General features: G+C 69.8%; 20 protein-coding genes. 8 read left to right on the forward strand and 12 right to left on the reverse strand.

Annotation, left to right across the window (positions count from 1 at the left end; translation table 11 throughout):
- Positions 1-38 precede the first annotated feature (38 nt).
- The 3 genes from PPSIR1_RS24085 to PPSIR1_RS24095 are packed head-to-tail and all read left to right on the forward strand — an operon-like array spanning position 39 to position 4,993.
- Positions 39-1,721, forward strand: a complete 1,683-nt coding sequence (locus tag PPSIR1_RS24085) for an MBOAT family O-acyltransferase (RefSeq protein ID WP_006973777.1) — start codon at positions 39-41, stop codon at positions 1,719-1,721.
- Positions 1,722-1,745: 24 nt separating this feature from the next.
- Positions 1,746-3,284, forward strand: a complete 1,539-nt coding sequence (locus PPSIR1_RS24090) for a GDSL-type esterase/lipase family protein (RefSeq protein ID WP_006973778.1) — start codon at positions 1,746-1,748, stop codon at positions 3,282-3,284.
- Between the two features lie 5 nt (positions 3,285-3,289).
- Positions 3,290-4,993 carry an amino acid adenylation domain-containing protein gene (locus PPSIR1_RS24095; RefSeq protein WP_006973779.1) on the forward strand — a complete coding sequence of 568 codons (1,704 nt, stop codon included), beginning with the start codon at positions 3,290-3,292 and terminating at the stop codon, positions 4,991-4,993.
- 3 nt (positions 4,994-4,996) lie between these two features.
- Here PPSIR1_RS24095 and PPSIR1_RS24100 read toward each other — a convergent pair whose 3' ends face one another.
- The 5 genes from PPSIR1_RS24100 to PPSIR1_RS24120 form a co-directional block, all read right to left on the reverse strand.
- Positions 4,997-5,797: a hypothetical protein gene (locus PPSIR1_RS24100; protein WP_157595916.1), complete on the reverse strand. Its 801-nt coding sequence runs from the start codon at positions 5,795-5,797 to the stop codon at positions 4,997-4,999.
- Positions 5,798-5,846: 49 nt separating this feature from the next.
- Positions 5,847-6,614 (reverse strand): hypothetical protein, encoded by a 768-nt coding sequence (locus PPSIR1_RS48240; protein WP_157595917.1) that lies wholly within the window; start codon positions 6,612-6,614, stop codon positions 5,847-5,849.
- The gene (locus tag PPSIR1_RS24110) at positions 6,607-7,188 is read right to left on the reverse strand and encodes an RNA polymerase sigma factor (RefSeq protein ID WP_053335417.1); all 582 of its coding nucleotides are present in this window, start codon (positions 7,186-7,188) and stop codon (positions 6,607-6,609) included. The genes PPSIR1_RS48240 and PPSIR1_RS24110 overlap by 8 nt, the downstream gene beginning before the upstream one ends.
- Positions 7,189-7,227: 39 nt before the next feature.
- A complete protein-coding gene (locus tag PPSIR1_RS24115) occupies positions 7,228-8,352 on the reverse strand; it encodes a hypothetical protein (RefSeq protein ID WP_157595918.1) in 1,125 nt (374 codons plus the stop codon).
- A 549-nt stretch (positions 8,353-8,901) separates the two neighbouring features.
- Positions 8,902-9,396 carry a hypothetical protein gene (locus PPSIR1_RS24120; protein ID WP_157595919.1) on the reverse strand — a complete coding sequence of 165 codons (495 nt, stop codon included), beginning with the start codon at positions 9,394-9,396 and terminating at the stop codon, positions 8,902-8,904.
- 757 nt (positions 9,397-10,153) lie between these two features.
- Here PPSIR1_RS24120 and PPSIR1_RS24125 point away from each other — a divergent pair.
- Positions 10,154-10,873, forward strand: coding sequence for a hypothetical protein (locus PPSIR1_RS24125; RefSeq protein ID WP_006973785.1), 720 nt, complete (start codon positions 10,154-10,156; stop codon positions 10,871-10,873).
- 30 nt (positions 10,874-10,903) lie between these two features.
- On the opposite strand, the gene PPSIR1_RS24130 is transcribed toward PPSIR1_RS24125, so the two are convergent.
- The 4 genes from PPSIR1_RS24130 to PPSIR1_RS24145 all read right to left on the reverse strand — a co-directional run bounded on the left by PPSIR1_RS24130 (position 10,904) and on the right by PPSIR1_RS24145 (position 15,879).
- The gene (locus tag PPSIR1_RS24130) at positions 10,904-11,755 is read right to left on the reverse strand and encodes a lysophospholipid acyltransferase family protein (protein ID WP_157595920.1); all 852 of its coding nucleotides are present in this window, start codon (positions 11,753-11,755) and stop codon (positions 10,904-10,906) included.
- A gap of 313 nt (positions 11,756-12,068) precedes the next feature.
- Positions 12,069-12,944 carry a hypothetical protein gene (locus PPSIR1_RS24135; RefSeq protein WP_006973787.1) on the reverse strand — a complete coding sequence of 292 codons (876 nt, stop codon included), beginning with the start codon at positions 12,942-12,944 and terminating at the stop codon, positions 12,069-12,071.
- A gap of 158 nt (positions 12,945-13,102) precedes the next feature.
- On the reverse strand, positions 13,103-15,250 hold the full coding sequence (locus PPSIR1_RS43660) for a protein kinase domain-containing protein (protein WP_006973788.1): 2,148 nt from the start codon (positions 15,248-15,250) through the stop codon (positions 13,103-13,105).
- Positions 15,190-15,879 carry a serine/threonine-protein kinase gene (locus PPSIR1_RS24145; RefSeq protein ID WP_006973789.1) on the reverse strand — a complete coding sequence of 230 codons (690 nt, stop codon included), beginning with the start codon at positions 15,877-15,879 and terminating at the stop codon, positions 15,190-15,192. Before PPSIR1_RS24145 ends, PPSIR1_RS43660 begins: the two co-directional genes overlap by 61 nt.
- Positions 15,880-15,931: 52 nt before the next feature.
- Between PPSIR1_RS24145 and PPSIR1_RS24150 the strand changes: the two genes are divergently transcribed.
- Genes PPSIR1_RS24150 through apaG form a run of 3 tightly spaced genes read left to right on the forward strand, consistent with a single transcriptional unit; the run spans position 15,932 to position 18,210 of the window.
- A complete protein-coding gene (locus PPSIR1_RS24150) occupies positions 15,932-17,251 on the forward strand; it encodes a DUF4388 domain-containing protein (protein ID WP_006973790.1) in 1,320 nt (439 codons plus the stop codon).
- A 30-nt stretch (positions 17,252-17,281) separates the two neighbouring features.
- Positions 17,282-17,800: a response regulator gene (locus PPSIR1_RS24155; protein ID WP_006973791.1), complete on the forward strand. Its 519-nt coding sequence runs from the start codon at positions 17,282-17,284 to the stop codon at positions 17,798-17,800.
- Positions 17,801-17,817: 17 nt separating this feature from the next.
- Complete coding sequence (apaG, locus tag PPSIR1_RS24160) at positions 17,818-18,210, forward strand: Co2+/Mg2+ efflux protein ApaG (protein WP_006973792.1); 393 nt, start codon at positions 17,818-17,820, stop codon at positions 18,208-18,210.
- A gap of 411 nt (positions 18,211-18,621) precedes the next feature.
- Here apaG and PPSIR1_RS24165 read toward each other — a convergent pair whose 3' ends face one another.
- Positions 18,622-19,074 (reverse strand): hypothetical protein, encoded by a 453-nt coding sequence (locus PPSIR1_RS24165; protein ID WP_157595921.1) that lies wholly within the window; start codon positions 19,072-19,074, stop codon positions 18,622-18,624.
- 411 nt (positions 19,075-19,485) lie between these two features.
- Positions 19,486-20,436, reverse strand: coding sequence for a formylglycine-generating enzyme family protein (locus tag PPSIR1_RS24170; protein WP_157595922.1), 951 nt, complete (start codon positions 20,434-20,436; stop codon positions 19,486-19,488).
- A 394-nt stretch (positions 20,437-20,830) separates the two neighbouring features.
- Between PPSIR1_RS24170 and PPSIR1_RS24175 the strand changes: the two genes are divergently transcribed.
- On the forward strand, positions 20,831-21,646 hold the full coding sequence (locus tag PPSIR1_RS24175; protein WP_006973795.1) for a hypothetical protein: 816 nt from the start codon (positions 20,831-20,833) through the stop codon (positions 21,644-21,646).
- Between the two features lie 412 nt (positions 21,647-22,058).
- Here PPSIR1_RS24175 and PPSIR1_RS24180 read toward each other — a convergent pair.
- Positions 22,059-22,275 (reverse strand): hypothetical protein (locus PPSIR1_RS24180; protein WP_006973796.1); only part of this gene is annotated, 217 nt, incomplete at its 5' end.

A 22,275-nucleotide genomic window follows, 5' to 3' on the forward strand; every position in this document is an offset into this window, starting at 1 on the left:
CCAATCCGCCCCAATCCGGGGTTTGGGCCCCCAGCGGCATGCTGTTCCCGACCTTCGACTTTCTGCTGTTCCTGATTCCGATCCTCGTCGGTTTCTGGCTCCTCGCAGACAAGCCCGTGGCCCGGGGGCTGTGGCTGCTGGTCGGCAGCTACTTCTTTTACATGGCCGGTCCCAAGACCGAGCCGCCCCCCGCCCCGGCCTACTTCGCGGGCCTGCTGCTGTTCTCGACGATCCTCGACTTCGTCGCCGGCAAACAGATCTGGGCCCTCGAGGACGACTACGACTCCGAAGACGACGAGGTCCACTACCGCGCCAAGCGCATCCGCAAGTTCTGGCTGACCCTGAGCCTGGTCGGGAACCTCGGGCTGCTGCTCTACTTCAAGTACGTCAACTTCTTCATCGAGGCCTTCACGGACATGGCCGGCCTCGCCGGCTGGAGCGTCGACCCCCTCCACCTCGACGTCGTCCTGCCCCTCGGGATCAGCTTCTATACCTTCCAGAGCCTCAGCTACACCCTCGACATCGAGCGCGGGAACCTCGAGCCCGAGCCCAAATTCTGGCGCTTCGCGCTGTTCGTGGTGTTCTTCCCGCAGCTGGTCGCGGGGCCCATCGTGCGCGCCAAGGACCTGCTCCCGCAGCTGCGCGAAGGACCGCGCTTTTCGGCCGAGCGCATCGAGGAGGGGGCCTTTCGCGTGGTCAAGGGCCTGGCCAAGAAGGTCGTGCTCGGCGACTGGATCGCCGTCCACCTGACCGACAAGATCTTCGACGCCCCGGGCACCTTCACCAGCGCCGAGCTCATGCTCGCGCTCTACGCCTACACCCTGCAGATCTACGCCGACTTCTCGGGCTACACGGACATCGCCATCGGCGTCGGGCGCATGCTCGGCTTCGATTTGCCCGAGAACTTCCGCCGCCCCTACCAGGCCAAGGACATCGGCGAGTACTGGCGCCGCTGGCACATGACCCTCTCGGGCTGGCTGCGGGACTACCTGTTCTTCCCCCTGGTCGCGCGCCTGGGCGCCAAGGCAGGCTACATCGCCACGTGGATCACCATGTTCCTCGTCGGCATGTGGCACGGGGCGAGCTGGAACTTCGTCATCTACGCCAACATCCACGCCGGGGCCATGGTGTTCAGCCGCTGGAACCGGGTGCGCAAGGGCGAGCGGCCGATGTGGGTCAAGGCCCTGGCCTGGCCGCTGGGCACGGCCGCGCTCGCGGCTGGCGTCGCGGCCGTGTGCCACTACGTCCTGCACGTGCCGCGGATGGAGTCCGGGGCCATGGGTGGGCTGTGCGCGGTCTTCTTCGTGCTCATCTGCGTCCTCCCGCGCCACGACGACGTCGTCGCCGATCACGGTCAGGGCTGGCTGGCGAAGCTCGCAGGCGCCGCGCACATCCTGCTGACCTTCCACTTCGTCATCGTCTCGCGCATCTTCTTCCGCTCGCCGGACCTCGAGACCTCCCGGGCCTTCCTCGCCGGCTTGCTCGAGTTCGATCTGAGCAAGGGCATCCGCCCGGGGCTGGTCACGCCGTGGATCGCCGCCGCGCTGATCTTCGGCCTCGTCTACCACTTCACCCCGGAGGAGTGGGTCACCGTCCACGCCAAGAACCTGTTCCGCAAGGTCCCGGGTCCCGTGCTGGGCGTCATCTTCCTGGCCTTCATCCTCGGCCTGATGCTGCTCATGGAAGGCAGCCCCCGGGCCTTCATCTACTTCCAGTTCTAGCTCCCTCCCCGCCCATCCCCCGCCATGGCCCCCAAGCCCAAGACCGTGTCCGGCACCGCCGCCGAGCCCCTCGCGCCCACGCCGAGCCCCAAGATGCTCGCGCGGGTCGGCTCGGCCATGGTCACCGTGGTCCTCGGGGTCGTCGGCGTCTACTTCGTGCCCGGCGCGGAGTGGGCCCGGCCGTGGACCCGAGAGGACCCCGTGCCCTTTTGGAACCTCGCTGGCCGGCCCTTCGAGGAGCCGCCGAGCGCCGAGGTGCAAGAGAAGGCCGAGGAGGTCGAGGCCCTCACCCGCGAGGCCCTGGCCGCCGCCGAGCAAGAACCACCAACGCGACCCGAGCCCAAGCCCGAGGACATCGTCGAGCTCGCCGAGGACGACGCGCTCCCGCCCTACGAGCCCCAGCCCGGCGATGAGAAGGCCGCGACCCAGTCCATCGAGCTGTTCACCGGCGCGGAGCTCGACCCCTTCTTCGAGTCCCTGGCCCGCTCCGACGCCTCCGTCGCGGGCGCGGTCACCCGCGTGCTCCACTGGGGCGACTCGGCCATCGGCATCGACGGCATCCCCGGGGCCATCCGCGCCCGCATGCAGGGCCGCTTCGGCAACGCCGGCCACGGCTTCCACCTGCTGACCCCGCCGAACACCTCCTACCGCCACCGCGAGGTCGAGTTCGAGCACAACGACAAGTGGAAGAAGTGCTTCATCATCCAGCGCTGCAAGGGCGACGGCCGCTACGGCCTCGGCGGCGCGACGGTGTGGTCCCTCGGCGGCGCCCAGAGCCGCTTCGCCCCCGACGACAAGTACGGCGGCGGCAAGGTCTCGCGCTTCGACCTCGCCTACCTCGCCCACCCCAAGGGCGGCAAGCTCGAGCTGCGCGTCGATCGGGGCGAGCCCGTGGTCCTCGACACCCGCACCGAGGGTGAGCTCGTCGAGGACCGCTTCCACACCCTCGAGGTCGAAGACGGCGACCACGAGCTCACGGTCCGCGCGGCCGGGGGCGGGCAGAGCCGGGCCTACGGCGTGACCCTCGAGCGCGACGTGCCCGGCGTGGTCTGGGACGGCCTGGCCCTCGTCGGCGCGTTCACCAACCGCCTGGGCGAGTTCGACGAGGGCCACCTCCGCGCCCAGCTCGACCACCGCGACCCGGCCCTGGCCGTGTTCATGTTCGGCGGCAACGACATGATCCGCGCGTCCATGACCCAGGCGCAGTACGAGCAGGAGTTTAGCGAGGTCGTCCAGCTGGTCCGCCGGGCGGATCCGGACCTGGCCTGCCTGATCATGGCGCCCCTGGACCACGGCGAGCGCGAGGGCGTGCGCATCGTGTCCCGGCCCATCGTGCCCATGCTCGTCGACGCCCAGCGCAACGTCGCCAAGGCCGAGGGCTGCGCCTTCTTCGACACCTGGTCGGCCATGGGCGGCGAGGGCTCGGCGGGGCGCTGGTTCAAGCAAAAGCCCCGGCTCATGAGCGGCGACCTGGGCCACGCGACCATGAAGGGCCACGTGGTCATCGGTGAGCTCGTGTTCCGGGCCATCCTCGAGCAGTACGTCGCCTACCGCCGCCGCTGACCGCCATGTCTACCGCCGACGCCCACCCCCGCAGCTTCGACCCCGCCAACACCCTCGGCATGAGCCTCGCCCAGCTGTTCCTGCGCAGCGCCGCCGCCCACCCGAAGCGCCCGGCCGTGCGCCTCGACGGCGAGCAGACGAGCTACGCCCAGCTGCGCGAGCGCGTCACGACCTTGGCCCGGGCCCTGCTCGCGCGGCGCGGCGAACTCGGCCCGAGCGCCGTCGAGGGCGACAACCCGCCGCTGACCGCCGTGCTCGCGGCCCGCTCGGCGCCCTGCTTCTCGGGCATCCTGGCCGCGCTGGCCTCGGGCCACGGCTACGTGCCCATGCTGCCCAGCTTCCCCCCCGCCCGGGTCGCGCTGATGCTCGCGCGCTCCCAGGCCCGGGCGGTCGTCCTCGACGCCGACGGCGTGGCCCTGCTCGACGCCGTGCTCACCGAGCTCGACGCCCGCGGCGACGCCCTGCCGCGCCAGTTCTTCGCCCCCGACCACACCATCCCCGCGCAGCTGCGCGCCGCCCATCCCCGGCACAGCTTCGTCGACGCCAGCGAGCTCGAGGCCTGCGCGGCCCCGGTCGCCGCCGAGCGCGTCGAGGCCACCGCCGCCGTCGACCCCGAGGCCATCGCCTACCTGCTGTTCACCTCGGGCAGCACCGGCGAGCCCAAGGGGGTGATGGTCGCCCAGCGCAACATCGCCCGCTTCCTCGCCGTGGTCATCGAGCGCTACTCGCTGCGCGCCAGCGACCGCTTCACCCACCTGTTCGAGACCACCTTCGATCTCTCGCTCTTCGACCTGTTCGGGGCCTGGAGCGTCGGCGGCTGCCTGTGCGTCCCCGACAAAAAGCAGCGCCTGCTCCCCCACCAGTACATCCTCGAGTCCGAGATCAGCGTGTACTTCTCCGTGCCCTCGGCCGCGGTCATGCTCAAGCGCGTGCGCCTGCTCCAGCCCGGCGTGTTCCCCAAGCTGCGCCTGGTGTTGTTTTGCGGCGAGGGCCTGCCCGCGAGCTTGGCCGAGAGCTTCGCCGCGGCCGCGCCCGAGGCCGTGGTCGAGAACATCTACGGGCCCACGGAGCTGACCCTCGCGTGCACGGCCTACCGCTGGGACAGCGCGCGCAGCCCCGCCGAGTGCGAGAACGACTTGGTGCCGATCGGCGAGCCCTTCCCCGCCATGCGCGTCAAGGTCGTCGACGCGGACCTGCGCGAGGTCGAGGCCGGAGGCGTCGGCGAGCTGCTCATGGCCGGGCCCCAGCGCGCCCTCGGCTACTGGCGCGACCCCGAGCGCACGGCGGCCGCGTTCTTCGTGCCCCCCGGCGAGACCGAGCGCTTTTATCGAACCGGCGACCGCGTCCGCAAGGCCAGCCCCGAGCGGCCCATGACCTTCCTCGGGCGCACGGACTCGCAGGTCAAGATCCAGGGCTACCGCGTCGAGCTCGGCGAGATCGAGGCCGCGCTCATGCGCGAGGCGGGCCTCGACGCCGCCGTGGCCCTGGCCTGGCCGCCCAACGAGGACGGCACCGGGGCCAAGGCCGTCGTCGCCTTCCTCGCCCCGCCCCCCGACGCCGCCCTCGACACCAACGCGCTCCTCGATCGCCTCGACGCCCTGCTGCCGGCCTACATGGTGCCCAAGCGCGTCGAGCTCCTCGACGCCTTCCCGCTCAACAGCAACGGGAAGATCGATCGCAAGGCCCTGCGCGCGCGCCTGGACGCGTAGGCGCTATTCGTCGCCGTCGATGATCGTCAGCTCGGACAGGGAGATCACGCCGAGCCCGACGCCCTCGATCAAGCCCAGCTCTCCCGAGCGCTCATAGGTCGAGAACACGCTGTCGTCGTCGAGGTCGCCGAAGGCCTGGACGGTGAAGCTGCACGTGTAGTCGAGGGTCTCGCTGCCCCCGTTGACCACGATCAGGTTGTAGTGGAAGGCGTGGGGAGCCCACTTTACGAAGCTGACCCCAGCCCAGATCGGGTTATCCGTCCAGTGCCCGATTTCGTAGAACCCTGGAGCCCCAGCGCCCTGCGTGGGGTGACACGAGTTGTCCGGCCCGTTGTTGCAGTCGAAGGAGAGCGGCGGCGTGATGCCCGCTTCGCCACCTTGGGGGGACATCCAAGGATACGGGCAACTGTGCTGGGGCACGTTCTCGGGGTCCTCGTACCACCCCGGATCCGGGGTCAAGAAGGCGCTGATCGTCGCGTTGGTGAGCGCGTTGATGTCGGCGATCGCCTCGGCGATGCGCTCGTCCTCCACCCCCTCGCCGGAGCTCTCCTCCTCCGTCGAGCTCTCCTCCTCGCTCGAGCTGTCCTCCTCGCTCGAGCTGTCTTCCTCCGTCGTCTCCGCTTCGCTCGAGCTGTCATCCTCCGTCGCCGTCTCCTCCCCGCCGGAGCCCGTCGTCGTCGCCTCCTCCCCCTCGCTCGTCGCCTCGTCGTCACCCACGCCAGCGTCGGTCCCGATCGCCTCGAAGGCCTGCCCGCACGCCGCCAGAACCAGGACGCTCGTCGTCAACGAGATGAGTCGCTGCATCGTCATCGCCTCTGCCATGGCCAGCTGCGCCGGTCTTCGTCCGACAAATTCAAAGCTCGAGTTCGAGCGCCGGACAGGCCGTCATCATGCGCTGGAGCAGCGGCGACGAGGGTCGACGCTCGGCGAGCGCGCTGGCGCGGCGGCGCGCGTCGGCGAGTTCACCTTGCTCGCAGCGCGCCAGGGCCCACAGCGCGTCGCGCTCGTCGCGCAGCTCACCCTTGGGAAAGCGACGCGCGTGCTCGGTCAACGCGTCGATCGCTCGGGCGGGGGAGTCGGCCACTCGCGCGCGCTGAATGAGCGCCAGCTCCTCCCCGATCTGCCCCCCCTCGGCGGGGGGTGCCTTGGTCGATCCGCGCTTGCGCTTTGCAGTGTCCGCCGACTCGACGGTCTCCACCGCCGGCGGTGCTGCGGGTGGGGTCTCGGCTCCACGGCCACGCTCTTCGGGCTCGTGCTCCTCGGGCTCGGGAGCAGGCGCAGGCGCAGGCGCAGAAATGACGAGGGTCGCGGGCGCGTCTCCCTGCCGAGCTTCGTCCAGAGCCCGGACTCCGCGCGCACCCAGGTGGAGCACCGTCAAGCCAGCCGCCGTCAGCCCGAGCACCGCCGCGCCGACCTTCGCCGCGTAGCCCAAGCCCGCCCCACCGACGCTCGGCGGCGCCCCGCCCCCTTCCGGAGGCGAGCCTCCCCCCTCCGGTGGGGGCGGACCTCCGAGCTCGGCCCGGAGCGCCCCCAGCACCCGCGCCTGCGCCCCCGAAGGCGGGCGACGCTTGTCGCGGAGCTCGGCGACGGCTCGGGCGCGGTGTTCGGATCGCTCAGTCATGGCGGCGTCTCCGATCGCGAAGTCGGGGGGAGGATGCGCCCGGGTCGTGGCGGTCGAGGCCGCGGTCGACGGCGGCCCTCGCCCGGCGCAAGCGCGAGGAGACCGTGTTCGGCTTGATGTCGAGCACGCCCGCGATCTCCTTCGCGCTCAGGCCCTCGATCTCCGCGAGCACGAACACCTCGGACAGCGCAGGATCGAGCTTGGCGAGGATGCGCTCGAGGATGGTCAAGCGCTCGCGCCCACGGATCCGCGGGTCCATGCGGGTCGACCCCGGGTGCACGTCGGCGAGGGCGTCGAGCTTGCGTCGGTGTCGCTCTTGCGTGCGCCGGCTGTCCGCCGCGACTCGACGCGCGATGCCGTAGAGCCACGAGCGCGGCGAGCGGGCGGGGTCCCAGTCGTCGAAGCGCCGATGGACCACGATGAACACGTCCTGCACGGCGTCCTCGACCTGGGCGCTCGGGACCCCAAAGTGCAGCAGCGTCCGCCACACGAAGGCGAAGTGTCGGGCGTAGAGGGCCTCGAACTCGGCCCTGAGCTCGGCCTGGCGCGCGGCGGCGGTCACCTCCCCTGCCATGGCCAGCTGCTCCGCGTTTCGTCCCACGAAGTCGCGCGCTCACGGGAGCCGCAGCTCCAGCCCGATCAGCGGCCGGAGACCCACGCCGACGAGGGACTGCGCGACGTCCTCGTCGAGCGTGAAGCCCGCGCGGCCCAGGCCCACGAGCAGGTCGAGGGAGGCCGTCAGCGCCATGCGCTCGAGCGCCACCCAGCGCAGCCCCGGGGAGAGAATCAGCGAGCCGTGAGCCACCGTGGCCGCGCGCGGGTTTGGGGTCGGGGCCACGCCCTCGCCGCGGATCAGCCCCGCCTCACCGCCCAGACACACGGGCAGCTCGACGGTCGCGCGCAGCGGCAGCGAGGGGACGACGCAGCCGCGAGCGCCGACGGCGAAGCCCTGGTAGCGACCCTCGAGGGGCGGGGCGTAGCGGACCGTGCGGGGCGCGTGCCACAAGCCGTGGACGCTCGCCCGCCACAGCGGACCAAACACCGACAGCTCGGCGCCGAGCTGCCCCTGCCACAGATCGAGGGGGCCAAAGCTGGCGCCGCCGAGGATCCCCAAGCCCACGCGCGTCGACGATGCCTCGCCCGCATCGCCCCTCGTTCGGGGTCCTCGTCCACGCCTCGATCGACGCGTGGGCTGACGCGGTGGCTCGGACTCGAGCGTCGACGCGGGCTCGAGCGCAGGCCTCGGCGCGAGCTGGGCTGGCGCGGGGTCTTCGGGACCCGGCGCCGGCACTGGCGATGGCGGGTCGCTCACTTCGGGCGGAGAGAGCGGAGAGGGCCGCTGAACGGCGGGCCGCGACGGCGCCAGGGCGGTCGTGGTCGCCACGGGGTCGTAGCTGACCGCGATCACCAACAGCGCCGCCTCGGCCGCGATCGCGCAGCTCTCGTCGACGAACGCCCGCTCGTCGACGCCGAGCCCACCGATGAAGCGCAAGCGAACGGCGAAGCCTGCGTCGACCTCACGGATCCGCACCTCGACCCGCTCGATGCCTCCGCCCCCCGCACCGCTGTCGGGGCCTCGCTCCGACAACAACGCACCCAGGCGATCCCGAGCTCGCGTGTCATCCATGCACTCCGCCGGGACCTCCCAGCTGAGCGCCGGGCCCTCGGGCGCGCGCGGTGGCTCGCCCAGAGCAGACAACTCCAGCAGTACGCCGAGCACGAGTGCGAGCCGGGTCATCGAGGCCGCCGTTGATAGCACGGAGGCCTCGACCCGCACGCGCGAGATCGAGAGCGCTCATGGCATGACCGCGATTCGTCCGAGCCCCCGAAGGCCTGCTCGCCATCGGCTTCGCCTTCGACGCCCGAGTCATCGACGCGGAGCTATGCGCCGAGAGCAGCTGCGTCACCATCGGTGACCTCGGCCCCCTACGAGACCATCGAGGACGTCGTCCTCGTGCGCCTGAACGCTGGCGTGTACTGCCTCGAGACCCTCACCCTCGAGGACCACGCCCACGGCGGCTACGGTCGCCCCGCGGGAGCTCTCAAGGTCGTCTTACACCGTCGAAGACCGCGACTCGATGTGCGCGCGGGTCCGGGGAGGCGAGCTCTCCTACTTTGGCCACGTCGGACTTCAGCTGCTCGACAACGGCGCTGCTTCGGGAGCGCTCGCCTCGACCGGGGGGTCTCCGGCCGAGCCCAACATCCCGACATCGACGCGCTCATCGAAGCCAACTACCCGCGCGTGACCAACGGCGAGGGCCAGCCGCTCCGGGTCAACCCCGAGGGCCTACAGAGCAGCCAGGCGCGGAGCCAGCTTGAGCCATCGCAAAGCGGCAGCGCGGCTCATCACACAACGGGCCGTGAGCGGGGCATGGTGCCCAAGTAGCCGAAGCACGCGCGCCTTTTGGATGAGGTCACCGGCGATCACCACCGCCACCGGCCAGCCCTTCGCCTCACAGTGCGCGAGCAGAGCCCCGAGGGCCTCCGTCGCCTCGAGGCCGCTGATGCGCGGGGCCTTCTCGAGGTCGAGGTAGATGGCGCGCTCGCCCTCGACCTCGCTGTGCTCGATCAGGCCCTCGAGCAGCGCCCCCCAGGTCTCGGCGCCCTCGTACTCTTGGCGCCGCACACGGATGTGCCAGCAGCCGCCCGGCACGGCGAAGGCCCCGGATGCCAGGAGCCAGCCCGCGCCGCGCAGCACCGTCTGCGTCCGCGCAGCCGGAGAAGGCCGGGGCGGGAGCCCAACCAGCGCCGTCAGCGGCTGCGGGGGGAGATTCTCCGACACCACAAAGTCCAGAGGACCGGTCTGAGTGGGGCTGAACACAGGGGACTTTTGCCACACCAAAGGGGCCCTCGGCACCTGGCTCATGGATCAATAAATACTGGCTACAACACTGTTCATTGAGCCGTACCCAAAGGTTGGGAATTTCGGCGCCCCCGCTACAGGCAGGGCTTCACCCCACCACAGACTCTCGAATTGACGCACCGCATCGGCGAGAACACCCAGAATTGATCCCCCGAGACCCCAGCTCTCATGTAGCGACCGACCCAGCAGCGGGCTCATGCCCTGGCGTGCGAGCGAGGATCCCCAACCGGCGGCGGTGTTGGATGCTCCCGGTCGCGCAAGCGGGACGACGGCCGACCGCGCGATTTGCGATGAGCCTCACGGGAGGCATCCAGAGATCTCACGCCTCATGACGTGCCGAGTGGCCGACCCTGGGTCGGGGTACGTAGACTCTGGACCTACACACAATGTGTCCGCGGGTGCCACGCATGGGCTGCGGGTTCCGCACGACACGGATGCTCGTTTTCGTTGAAACTGTAATCTACGCGTACGCGGCGCCTCTCGAGCGTCCATTTTTGGCAGAATCGAGGCGCCCAAGTGATCGAAAATCGATCCAAAGGACCGCGGGAATCACGGATTACAGTGAGGATGAAAAATAGCCCTTGCCATAGATTCCAGTGAGACTGAAACTGAGAAGGCACCCCCGCGCGCCCCCATGTCTCGTCGGTCCCACGTCTCGAAGCTCTACGCACCCCGAGTGCAGCTCGCTCGCGCGCGGATCACCGATGATCCCATGCTGGCTCGCGTGCTCACGCCTGACGCGGAATCGCGCCTCGTGCTGGCCTTTTTGATCCAGCTCAGCGCGCTCGGGCGTCACCTCTCGACGGCCCACGAGACCCTGATTCAGCACATCACCCCGCGCTGCCGAGCGGTGGGTCGGGCGAAGCTCGGCCGCGAGCTGACCACCCGGGCACGGCGCGAGGCCGCCTACCGCGGAATGTCCGGCGAGGACCTCGAGGTCCTCGTGCCTCGGTGGAATCGCCACCACAGCCCCCAGCTGTGCATCGACACCCTGCTCGACGCCGCACCCACGGAGGCCATGCAGGCCTACCTCCGCGTCCACATGCGAAGCCTCGAGGGGCCCTTGCCCTTCGCCCTGCTCGCCATGGAGGTCGAGCTCGAGCACCTCGCCGCGCACCTCGGGCCCGCCCTCGAAGACGCCTGCGAGTCGGCTCTGGGTCCCGAGCTCGCCGGAGAGCTGGCCATCCTCGAGGGCTTCGCTCCCCGTCGGGGAAGTCAGAGCCTCGCCACCCTCGACCGCCTCTTGACCGAGGCCCCCGAGCTCGCCAAGGACCTCGCCCGCGCTGGCGCGAGCTCCCTCAGCGCCTTCATCGACATCCTCGATGATTGCGTATCCCGGGCCGAGAGCATCGCCGCCTACGGCCAGCTCCAGGCCCACCAGCCCCGCTCGGCCTAGCAGTCGCCCACCCCTAGTGCCCTGTAACTGTCAGGACCTGCCCCGACGACGGCCGCTGCCCGCTCGCTCGGCCACGTAGGGGGGCGGCACGCAAAAACCTCCGCGCCCCTCGATCTCCGCGCGCAGGACCGCCCGCTCCCGGACCATCACCGCCCGCGTCGCGTCGCGCAGCCGCTCGGGATCGTTGCCGTAGTCCGCCGGATGCAGGGGCTCGAGCACGCGGACGATCGGATAGATGAGCGCGTCGACACCAAATACGAAGCTCGCCCGGGGCAGGGCCTCCCGCGTCCCCTCCATGAGCACCGGCAGCACCGCCGCGTCGGCTTCGCACGCGAGCACGAAGGCCCCGATCTTGAAGGGCTGGATGTCGCCGCTCTCCGAGCGCGTCCCCTCCGGGAAGATCGCCACGGAATTGCCGAGCTCGAGGTGGCGGCGGCACTTGGCCATCATCTTCTTGCGGCTGTTCGGATCGCCGCGCTTGATGCCCACGTAGCCCGCCATCGCCATCATCCAACCGAGGAAGGGCACCGCGAACAGCTCGCGCTTGGCGACCCACCGAAACTGCTTGCGCAACGAAAACAGCGTGAGGATGTCCCCGCTCGACTGGTGGTTGCAGGCGAGCACGTAGGCCGTGTCCTCGCGCATGTGCTCCCCCCCCTCGACCTGGATCCGCCACAGCGACATCAGCTCGAGGTGGTTGGCCCAGGTGTAGGCGTACCAGTGGCTGAAGCGCCGGCGGCGATCGAAGGGCGTGATCAGCAGCCACGGGATCGCGACGGCAAACCAGAACACGGTGAGGCTGGCGACGAGGTAGAACCAAAACCACGCCGAGAACAGCTTCATCCCGATCGAAGGGTCAGCGTCCTTGGCGTCCTCGCTCATGGCCATCCTCGCTCCTCGGACCATGGTCAGAGTGTCCCACCACAGCCGGCCCGCGGCACGCAGCGTGACGTGTCGGAGCGTTGAAATGCAATACGCTGCGCGCTTCGCAGACGGTACGTTGTGACCTTGCTGTCACGGCTTGTCAACGCGCGGCGTGCCGGAATGTCGGCCATTGACCAAGCCAGCGACCAAAGAGGGCGCGACGCCGACGCCGCCCTCTTCGGATGGCTACGAGACATGGAGTGATGGTGGAGGACCTTGCCCCCGCCCAAACTATCATCATTCGAATGGGATGACCCCATCAGAGGATGGCTCAAAACGCGATACCGGCACCCTGCCATTGGACGCGCGCCGACTCGCCAGCCTTGCTCTTCTTCACGTCCAGGGCGATCAGCACGACCCCCGTCACGAGGGCGACTCCACCCACGGCCAATGCGGCGAAGCCACCGGGCTTGAAGTTCCGCTGGAAGCGAGGCTGATCGTCCAGCGGCCGCTCACCGACCACCACCAGCCCCACCCCGGCCCCAACACCCAGCAACCCAACCACGCCCACACCAATCCCCGCGATCCCCAGCGTCCCCAGCTTCTTCTCGCCCGGCTCGCCGCCGTCCTCGCCGGCCTCGTCCTCGCCATCCTCGCCGGCCTCCTCCTCGCCGCCCGTATCCCCGGGCTCGACGACCGCGGGCACTTGGTGCTCGCGCGCGAGGTCGAGCATGTTCTCGACCTCCTCGCCGATCTGGGTGACGAGCTCCGTGCGGGTGCACAGCGAGCAGTCGGACTGGCGGGCGCTACCCGAGACGATCTCGTCGCCGGTCTCCATGGACAGGCCGACCATGTAGCCGGGCTTTTCGGGATCGGAGGCGCGCTCGATGACGATGAGGATGACCGGATCGCGCGGGTCGCTGGTCGCCCGGAAGCCGGCGCCGTCTCGCTGGGTCTCGAGATCGCCCTGGAGCTTGTCGGCGAGGGGGCCGCCCTCGCTGCCGAGGGCCTTGGCGTCGATCTCGAAGCCGACGGCGGGGGCCCGTTCGGGGGCGAGGGCCAAGCTAGCGAGGCTCGGAGCGGGCGGGACCTCGCCGAAGCCGTTGGCCGAGGCCTGCTGCGTGGGCGCGAGGAGTCCGAGCGCGAAGCTGGAGAGGGTCAACAGCGAGACCAGGGAGGTCGAAGCGGAGCGGGCGGGCGAAGGCATGGGAACTCGGCGACGCACGGCAGGTGGGTCAGCAAACAACGAATGGCCAGCCGTGGCAAGTCGCGCGGGGGCGGAGCGCGAGGGCCTGCAGGGGCGTGTTCGAGCCGAAACGGGCTCGAAACACGATTCCGAGCCTGGAGCGGGGCTCGCTTCGGGGCTTACTCCGCCCGGGCCTTGCACAGGGCGACGGTCTTTTTGACCTTGCTCGACGGGTGGTTCTTGCCCACCTTGGCACACTGGGCGAAGCGACCCAGCTCGGACAGGGCCTCGACCTCGAGGGCGACGCGATCGTTGCGGCTGCCCCAGCAGGCCCGGTTCTTCTTGGTCAGCTCGAGGACCTTGGTCCACTTGAAACCCGAGGACGCCGCCTTGGCGTCGGAGCGGACCTTGGCGCAGGCGGCCGTCTTGTGCTTGGCGACGGTCACCGAGCCGCCGGAGTCGGTCTCGGCCGCGCCGGTGTCCGTGTCGGTTCCGCTCTCGGTCTCGCCGCCCGTCTCGCCGCCGGTGGTGTCCCCTGCCCCGGTCTCGGCGGGGGCGCCCTGGTCCGCGTCGGCTGGCTTCGCGTCCGCGCCCTGGTCCGCGTCGGCGTCCGCCTCGGCAGCCGCGAGCTCACCCGCGGCGTCGCGCTCGTCGCCGCCCTCGTCGCCCTCTTGGCCGAGCTTTTGGGAGATGTAGATGCCGAGCACGATGACCAGCACCGTCGACATGATGCCCAGCAAGGTCACCGGGTTGATGACGAAGCCGCCGGCCTTGTCGTCCTTGGTCTTCTCGCTGGCGCTCCCACCCATCGCAGCGGCCGCAGCCGCGGCCCCCGACTTCGTCCGGCTCGAGCTCTTGCCGCTGGACTTGGCCGCGGCCGAGGCCATGGGGATGCGCTCGCTCGACACGTCGCGGGTCGCCCCGGAGGGCACGCGGCCGCGGGTCATGGAGGCCTCGAAGGCGATGTTCATGGCGCCCGAGGGCGTCCGCGGCAGCGCGCGCAGGACATCCTCGAGACGCGCGAGGAAGATCTGAGCGGTCTGCGGGCGGACCTCGGGGCTGCGATCGGTGCAGTCGTCGACGAGCTGAATCAGCGCGGGCGGAAGATCCTCGCGGTGCGTCCCCACCGAGGGCGGATCCTCGGTGGTCTTGCGCGTGATGATCTCGAGCATGTTGTTGCCGTGGAAGGGCGGGTCGCCCGTCAGCAGCTCGTAGAACATCACCCCGAGGGCGTAGATGTCGAAGCGCTCGTTGGCCTCGGCGCCCTTGGCCTGCTCGGGCGCCATGTACTCGGGCGTGCCCAGAGCCTGGCCGACGTTGGTCAGGCGCTGCTCCTCCGGGTTGCGCTCGGCCGACGAGGAGATGCCGAAGTCGAGGACCTTGACCAGCACGCCCTCGTCGCCGCGGTCGACGAGCATGACGTTGTCGGGCTTGAGATCGCGGTGGATGATCCCGACCTCGTGGGCAGCGCGGATGGCCCGGGCGACGTCGCGCATGATCTGGCAGGCCCGCGGGACGACCATCGGCCCGTTGTCCTGCACCTCTTCGTAGAGGTTGTTGCCGGTCAGGAATTCCATGACCAGGTACAGGCGCCCGTCGGTGAGCTCGCCCGCGTCGAAGACCTCGACGATGTTGGGGTGGCCGGCCGCGCTCGCGGCTCGAGCCTCGGCCCGGAAGCGCTGGGCCACCGAGCGGGTCCGCGACCAATCGTGGGTCAGGACCTTGATCGCGACGGAGCGCCCCACGGTCACGTGCTCGCCGAGGTAGACGTAGCCCATGCCGCCGCGCCCGAGGCGAGACAGCACGCGGTAGCGATCGGCGATGACCGTGCCGGCCTCGATGAGCTCCTTGGCGTCGAGGCCCGGGGGCGCCGGGCCGACGCGCTGCGAGGAGCGAGACTCTCGCTCGGGGTTGGCCGACTGCCCCGTCGCCGCGTCCTCTTGCTGGGCCTCGAGGATCTGCGTCCCCGATGCGGCCCGGTGCGCCGCCGTGAGCTCGCGCAGGAGGTCCGCCCGCATGGCCGACTCGACCTCCCGGGCGTTGCCGAACAGCTTGCGCATGAACTCGGCGACCTTCTCCTGGCCCATCTCGGGGGCGTGCTCGGCCAGCCACGTGTTGAGGGCGAGCATCATCGCCTTGGCGCTGTCCCAACGATCTTCGCGCTCGCGCGCGAGTCCCTTGGTGACGATCTGATCCAGACGTGAGTCAACGCGTCGGCTCCGGCTGCTCGGCGGGGGCGCCTCGAAGCGCGAGACCGCGTCGGTGCTCATGCCCTCGGGCGAGCGCAGCGGCCGGCCGGTGAGCAGCTCCCACAGGATGACCGACACGGCGTAGACATCCGCACGTCCGTCCAGGGGTTCGTGGCGCGCTGCTCCGGGCTCATGTAGCCGACCTTGCCGAACACGACGCCCGGGAGGGTCAGGCTGGCCTTGAGGCTGGAGGTCGCCAGGCCGAAGTCCGCGAGACGGACCGCACCTGCCCAATCGATCAGCATGTTCGAGGGCGAGACGTCGCGGTGGACCAGCCCGAGGCCCGGGAAGGTGTGGGCGTAGTGCAGACCGCGCAAAACCTCGCGGATCACGTAGACGGCCAGGGACACGGGGAACGCCCGCCCGACCTCGGCGCAGCGATCCCACACGTCGGCCAGGTCACGACCCTCGATGGCCTCCATCGCGATGTAGAGCTGCCCGTCGATCTCGCCAGCCGCGCGGACGTCCACGATGTTGTTGTGGTGCAGGCGCACCACCAGCCGCGCTTCGTCGAGAAAGCGGGTCCTGTAGTCGTGATCGGGCAGGTTGGCCCGCAGCAGCTTGACCGCGCACATCCGGGCCAGAGGACCAGAGCCCACCCCCGCGAGGTAGACCGTCGCCATGCCGCCCTCGCCGAGGGCAGCCAGGAGCGTGAGGTCCCCGAGAACCCGCGGCGGATCGAGCCGCTCGAGCGCGCCCATGACCATGCGCCGGACGCTACCACGGCGGGGCCGATTGCGAGTAGACTTTGCCGGCCTCATGCCCGACTCGCAGCAAGCGCGCACGGCCCCGGGGATCCTCTACTACGACCCCAACCCGACGACCGCGAAGCTGGCCACCGCCAGCCTCCGGCTCGCGGGCTATGAGGTCTACAACGCGTCGGGCCAACGCGACGCCGTCGCGATGTTCAAGCTCCACGGAGCCAGCGGTGACAACACGATCGTCGCCCTGCTCCTGGACGCCTCCACCGACCCGGCCATCAGCGCCGGGGTGCTGCGCGACCTCGTTCGCCTGCCCGGTGCCGCCGACATCCCGGGGATCCTGATCGTCAGCCGACGCAACCCCAACCCCATCCCGGCCGCGGCCGCCCTGCCCACGGTCCGCCGCCCCTTCTCCAGCCCGGCCCTCTTGAAGGTGGTCAACGCCACCGTCGGCTCCGTGGACTCCGCGCGCCTGCCCTCGGACATGGACGCGATCCCCGATCAGCGCCAGGTCCAGCTCCAGCGTCTGCTGGAGAAGCACTTCCCAGGCACGAGCCTCGAGGACGAGGCGATCGCGGGCCTGCTGCGCGACCTCGAAGGCTCGGAGGAGCTGCCCAAGCCGGCCGGCGCCCAGTCGATGACCATCGACCTCGCGGCGACCCGGCTCGCCTCGGTGCTCGAGATGCTCAGTGACGACGGCGTGACGGGCGTGCTCAGCCTCCAGTCCGACGGCCGCGAGTCCCGGCTGCACCTCGACGGCGGCAAGCTCCGCCTCGCCGAGTACTACGGCGACGACGAGGACCTCAAGCTCGGCCGCTTCGTGGTCGAGGGCGGGTTCATGCGCGACGACGAGCTCGAGGCCTTCATCCGCAACCGCGACCCGCAAAATCGCCCCTTGGGCCAGCGCCTGGTCGAGGCCGGCTTCATCACCCCCGGCGAGCTCGCCCAGGTGCTGATCGCCCAGGCCCGCGAGATTACCTGTCACTTGCTGACCTTCAACGAGGGCGCCGCGGGTTTTTGCCCGCTCGAGAAGCTCGAGGCCATCGCCGCCAGCGGGGCCGAGGCCGGCAAGGTCGCCCTCCCGGTGTCCGAGGCCCTCCTCGACGGCCTGCGCCGCATCGACGAGAACGCGACCATGGGCCCGCACATGCCCGACGTCGACGACGTGTTCGTGCGCGACGACGCCAAGGTCAGCCGCATGGCCCGGGAAGTCCTCGCCAAGGAAGAGCTCGACGTGCTCGAGCTGGTCAACGGACGCAACTCCGTCAAAGAGATCGCCCGACGCACGCGCACGGGCACCTTCGCCGTGGCGCGCATCGTCTACCGCCTCAGCAAGTCGAACATCGTGCGCAGGCGCGTGACGCCCATCACGGTCTGAGCCCCGTCGACCTCGAGCCCGCCAGCCGCCATGCCCATCTCTCCGCCCAAAGTCTCCCCGCCCAAGGTCGGCACCGGACTGGGAGGCGGAGCGCCCGTGGTCAAGGCGAGCTGGAAGTCGGCGCTGCTCATCGACCCGGACGAGGAAAACCGCGAGCGCGTGGCTCGGATCCTCCGCGAGGCCGCGGATCAGGTCAGCGAGAGCGAGCAGGAGCTCGCCATCCAGGAGGCGACCAACGGGACCGCGGCCTGGGCCCTCGTCGAGCGCACCCGGCCCGACCTCATCGTCGCCGAGATCTTGCTCGAGGGCATGAACGGCCTCCAGCTCCTGCGCCGGCTCAAGGAGCGCTACACGGACCAGGCGCCCCGCGTGATGTTCGTGACCTACATGAGCCACGAGGTCGATCGCTACTGGGCCCTGCGCAATGGTGCGACGGCCTTCGTCATCAAGCCCTACGAAGACGACTTCCTGCGCGACCGGAGCATCAAGCTCCTGCGCGAAGACGACAACATGGGCCTCGACGGCAACTGGCCGCCGTCACTCAGCTGAGGCCGCGAGCATCAGCCATGTCCGAGCAATCTGGAACGGTCACACGAGGCGTCCGCGTCCGGGTTCTGGCGCGCTACATCAAAGAGCGCTCCAACCCCGAGGACGGGCTGTGGTTCTTCGCCTACCGCGTCGAGATCGCCAACGTCGGCGAGTCCAAGGTCCAGCTGATCAGCCGGCACTGGATCATCACCGACGGCGACGGCCACGTCGAAGAAGTCCGGGGGCCCGGCGTGGTCGGGGAGCAACCGCTGCTCGCGCCCGGTCAGAGCTTCGAGTACACCTCGGCCTGCCCGCTGCCGACGCCCTTTGGGACCATGCACGGCAGCTATCAGATGATCGACGAAGAGGGCGAGCGCTTTGACGCGACCATCGCTCCCTTCGCGCTCAGCTTGCCGAACTTGATTAACTGAGCGCACTCGGCGGGTTTAATTGAACGCCGTCGCGGTGGTTATCTCGGGCTCGATTGAGCTTGGTGAATCGGTACTGGCCAGATTCACCACCAACGATGGGATTGGAACACACCTGCGAAGGTGTCCCAATGTGGACCGGTATGACGCGCAGGAGCATCAGCATTGTCTGATGCTCGCACCGATGCGCCGATCTTTCCCAGTCCCTGTCTATTTGGGCCGTCGCGGACGACGCCACGCCCTCCCTGCCCCACGTCCGCGACTCAGAGCAGCAACGAATCCACGCCCCCGCTTGCGGGGGTGACCACATGCCCTCTCCAAGGCACGAACCCCATTGCCCACCAAGCCAAAGCGGAGGAGCGGACAGCGACGAAGCGCCCCCGGTCCCAGGCGGCTGTGGGGGCAAAACAGAACTCAGTCTCTGAGGGTCTCCGTCGGCCTGTAGCGCGTCGAGCTCGTGACGCCATTGCGGGCGACGTCTCCTGCGTCGACGAGGCGACGGAGCGAACCTTGAAGCTTCCAGCGCGGCCCACCCACGCGTGCGCGCAGGTAGCTGGCGGACACCGGTCGGCCCCCCGCGCTGCGCACGGCGATCAGCACCCGCTGATCAAAGGCATCTCCGGTCAGGCTCCTCGCCTCGGCGAGGGCTGCCGCGTCGATGGGGGGCCCGCCGTCGCTGGGGAAGGCCAGCTCTGCGTGGGCCTCGAGCAGCTCGCGCACCGTGATGGTCCGCAGGGTCTGGCCGTAACGACCGCCAAAGCAGCCTCGAAGCTCGTCCAGGGTCATGTTGGGGTGGGACCGAATGACCGACACGAGCGCGCGCCGCTCGGCCACCGTGAGGATGGTTTCTAGGTTGGATTGAGTCATCGTCAATGCTCAGGTCGTCTCGGCTCAACTGCGTCGCACCATGCTCTACAGTCGCTGCGCCGATGGCTTTGATCCCGGGATGCCTCGCGCTGGGGCAGAGCGCGGTGCGGATTGAACGAAGCGACATGCGTCCTGAAGCGATATCCGTGAACTATGGATACATTGACATTCTAGCTAGTTTCAAGGAGCTGCGCTCTCTTTTTCATTCACGCGAAACCCGCGCCCCCCGCCGCAGACTCGTCTTTGTCCGCTTCCTGCCCACGGGGACTTGTTTCCATGAGGTTTTGAAAACTACATCGATTCCCTGCATAACTTGGCGACATCTGCGCCTGAGAACAGATTATGAATCAATCTTCGCGAGTAAAATCTCCACCCACAAATTGACTATTGATTCCAGACCAACGCGCCGCGTCACCGGCCCGACTTGGCCCCATCTGGCGGATATGCACAGCGAAAGCCCACGTAGATGCCGCGAAAGTCCGTTGCGAAGTGGCCCCGCTCGGCGCAGCGCAGGTAGACCGGCTCCGTCGCCCAGTGGCCCCCGCGAATTTCGAACTCGCCGGAGGCCCCCGGGGGCTCGTCGTGGGGCCGGACCCACTCCGCGGCGTTTCCCGCCATATCGAGAGCACCATGGGGGCTCGGGTATCCCTGCGTCGTGCCCACCGAGCGGGTCGCCCACGCGCCGCAGCCCATGCCCCCACGTGCCGACGCAAAAGTAGCGTGGGCGCAGGTCGGCTCTTCGTTGCCCCACGGCCAGATCCGATTGGTGCGGCCGTGGGCTGCGACCTCCCACTGCGCCCGATCCGGCAGCCGACCGCCCGCGAAGCGGCAGTAGTCCTCGGCCTCGTCGGGGGTCACGCACACCGCGGGCTGGCTCGGGCCCGTGAAGTCTCGGACGCGCTCGGGGGTGGCCATGTCCCAGCCCTCGACGGGGACGGGGCCGCCACCGGGGCCGCGCTCGAGGTCCTCGCCGTAGCCCTTGCACGCGCCGAGGGCCCGCGCCGTGCATGCCCCGGCGACGACGCAGCCTTCGTATTCGGCGTTGGTGACCTCGAGGCGATCGATCTCGAAGGCCGCGACCTCGACGAATTCCTGGGGCGCCTCGCTGTCGAACCAGTGCCGCTCGCAGTCGTCCTCGAAGCGCTCGCACAGCGCCATGATCCCGTCGATGTCTTCGGCCCGAGAGCCCAGCGCGCCCACGCCTCCGGGCACGGGTAGGCGCGCGTTGGTGATCGGGCCCGCGTCGGCGACCGCCGCTTTGGGCTCGGTCTTTTTTGGCGGCGGGGCGCTCGGGCGCTCGGGCGGGAGTTCGAGGGTCGCCGAGGGCATGTTGCAGGCCCAGGCCCAGGCCAGCGCAGACACCAACAAGATCACCCGCCCCCCGAGCGGGCCGCGAGCGGGGGCCGATCCCAACCTCGAGACCCTGCCCGCGACCGAGCCCTGCCCGCGCCCGAGGGCCCCCGAGCGGCCTTTGGAGCGGGGCGAGGGAGTGCGAGGACGACTCGAAGCGCGGCGTGGCACGAGCTCGATCATAGCAACCCACGCTCGGGGTCAGGCGGGCACCGAGGTCCGCGCTGCGCTCGACCGCGCGTGGCGAGCTCGGCCCCCACTTCTCGACGAGCTCACCTCGCAGCCAGCTTGAAAGCCCCTCCGCCGCGGGCCGAGACCCTAACTGCGACGAAGGCTTCGGCGCGCCCCCAATGACGGGCGCGCCGCTGCCTGGTCGTGCGTCCCCTCGATCTCTCGGCAATCTGTCATGTCCAGCTTCAAGTCTTTTTTCCAGTCCTTTGCCCGCACCTCGCCCCTCGCCCTGTCGGCGACCTGCGCCCTCGCCTTTGTCAGCGCGTGCGCGTCCACCCCGAGCGTCCACAGCTCGACCCTCGCCTCGCACACCGCCAGCTATGTCTCCTCCGAGCTCGCCGAGCCCGGCCCCCGCGTCGTCGAAGGGCACGGCCACATCGACGCCACCCACGTCGGCCTCTCGCTGATCGCCGAGCCCTCGGAGCGCGCCGCGACCTCGCTGCCCGTCGGCGCTCGCTACCACGTGGCCGCGGCCAGCCCCGAGAGCGTCGCGTTGGCCTTTGTCAGCGCCGACGCGCGCGTGCTCGGGCGCCTCGCCGTGCGCCTCGACGAGGACGCCACGAGCCCCCTGGGCGGCTCGGGCCTGGTCCTCGAGCACGAGACCCCCGAAGGTCGGCGCGTGGTCATCGAAGCGCGCACCCGCGGCGATCGCATCGAAGGCCGCGTGCACCTCGACGGTGAAGCGGCCAGCTGGCGCGTGCGCCTGTCGAGCACCGGTGAGCTCGACGGCGAGCGCTGGAGCGCCCGCGGCCGGAGCACCGACGCGGACCTCGAGCTGCTGCGCGCGACCGCCTCGATCACCGCCGACCTCGGCGAGCTCGTCGACGCGAGCGTGCGCGCGTCGATCGACGAGCTCAGCCCCGAGCTCGACGCCTGCTCCCTCGCGGAGCTCACCCACCTGGCTCAGATCGCCACCGAGCTCAGCACGCGCGCGTGGCTCGGCCAGGACCGCGCCCAGCTCCCCAGCGTGACCGGCCCCGAAGGCTGCTAGTCGCTCTGGTCCTAGCAGTCGCCCGCCCCGGCCACGCCGGACCCATGATCCACGAAAGCATCGTCTACGGACTCAGCTGGCGCTGAACCCGTGGGCGGCTGCCTTTCTCGGTAGATCGCCACCGAGCTCAGCACGCGCGCGTGGCTCGGCCAGGACCGCGCCCAGCTCCCCAGCGTGACCGGCCCCGAAGGCTGCTAGTCGCTCTGGTCCTAGCAGTCGCCCGCCCCGGCCACGCCGGACCCATGATCCACGAAAGCATCGTCTACGGACTCAGCTGGCGCTGAACCCGTGGGCGGCTGCCTTTCTCGGTAGTCGCCCGCCCCGGCCACGCCGGACCCATGATCCACGAAAGCGTCGTCCACGGACTCAGCTGGCGTTGAACCCGGGGGCGGCTGCCTTTCTCGGTAGGCTGCTAGTTGCTCTCGACGTGGGCGAGCAGATCCACGTCGTCGACGATCTCCCGCAGCGCCTCCGTGCGAGCCAGCTGCGAGGGATCCGCAGACGTGCTGCGCTGCGTCACGCCGTCGAGCTTCGTGGACCCGTCGGCGACCAGCAGGTGCTCGATGATCGCGACCACCTGCCGGCGCATGCTCTCGCGCCCAGCCTTGAAGGCCACGCGAGCGACCTCT

Source organism: Plesiocystis pacifica SIR-1 (genome assembly GCF_000170895.1).
In the GTDB taxonomy this organism is placed as follows: Bacteria; Myxococcota_A; Polyangia; order Nannocystales; family Nannocystaceae; genus Plesiocystis; species Plesiocystis pacifica.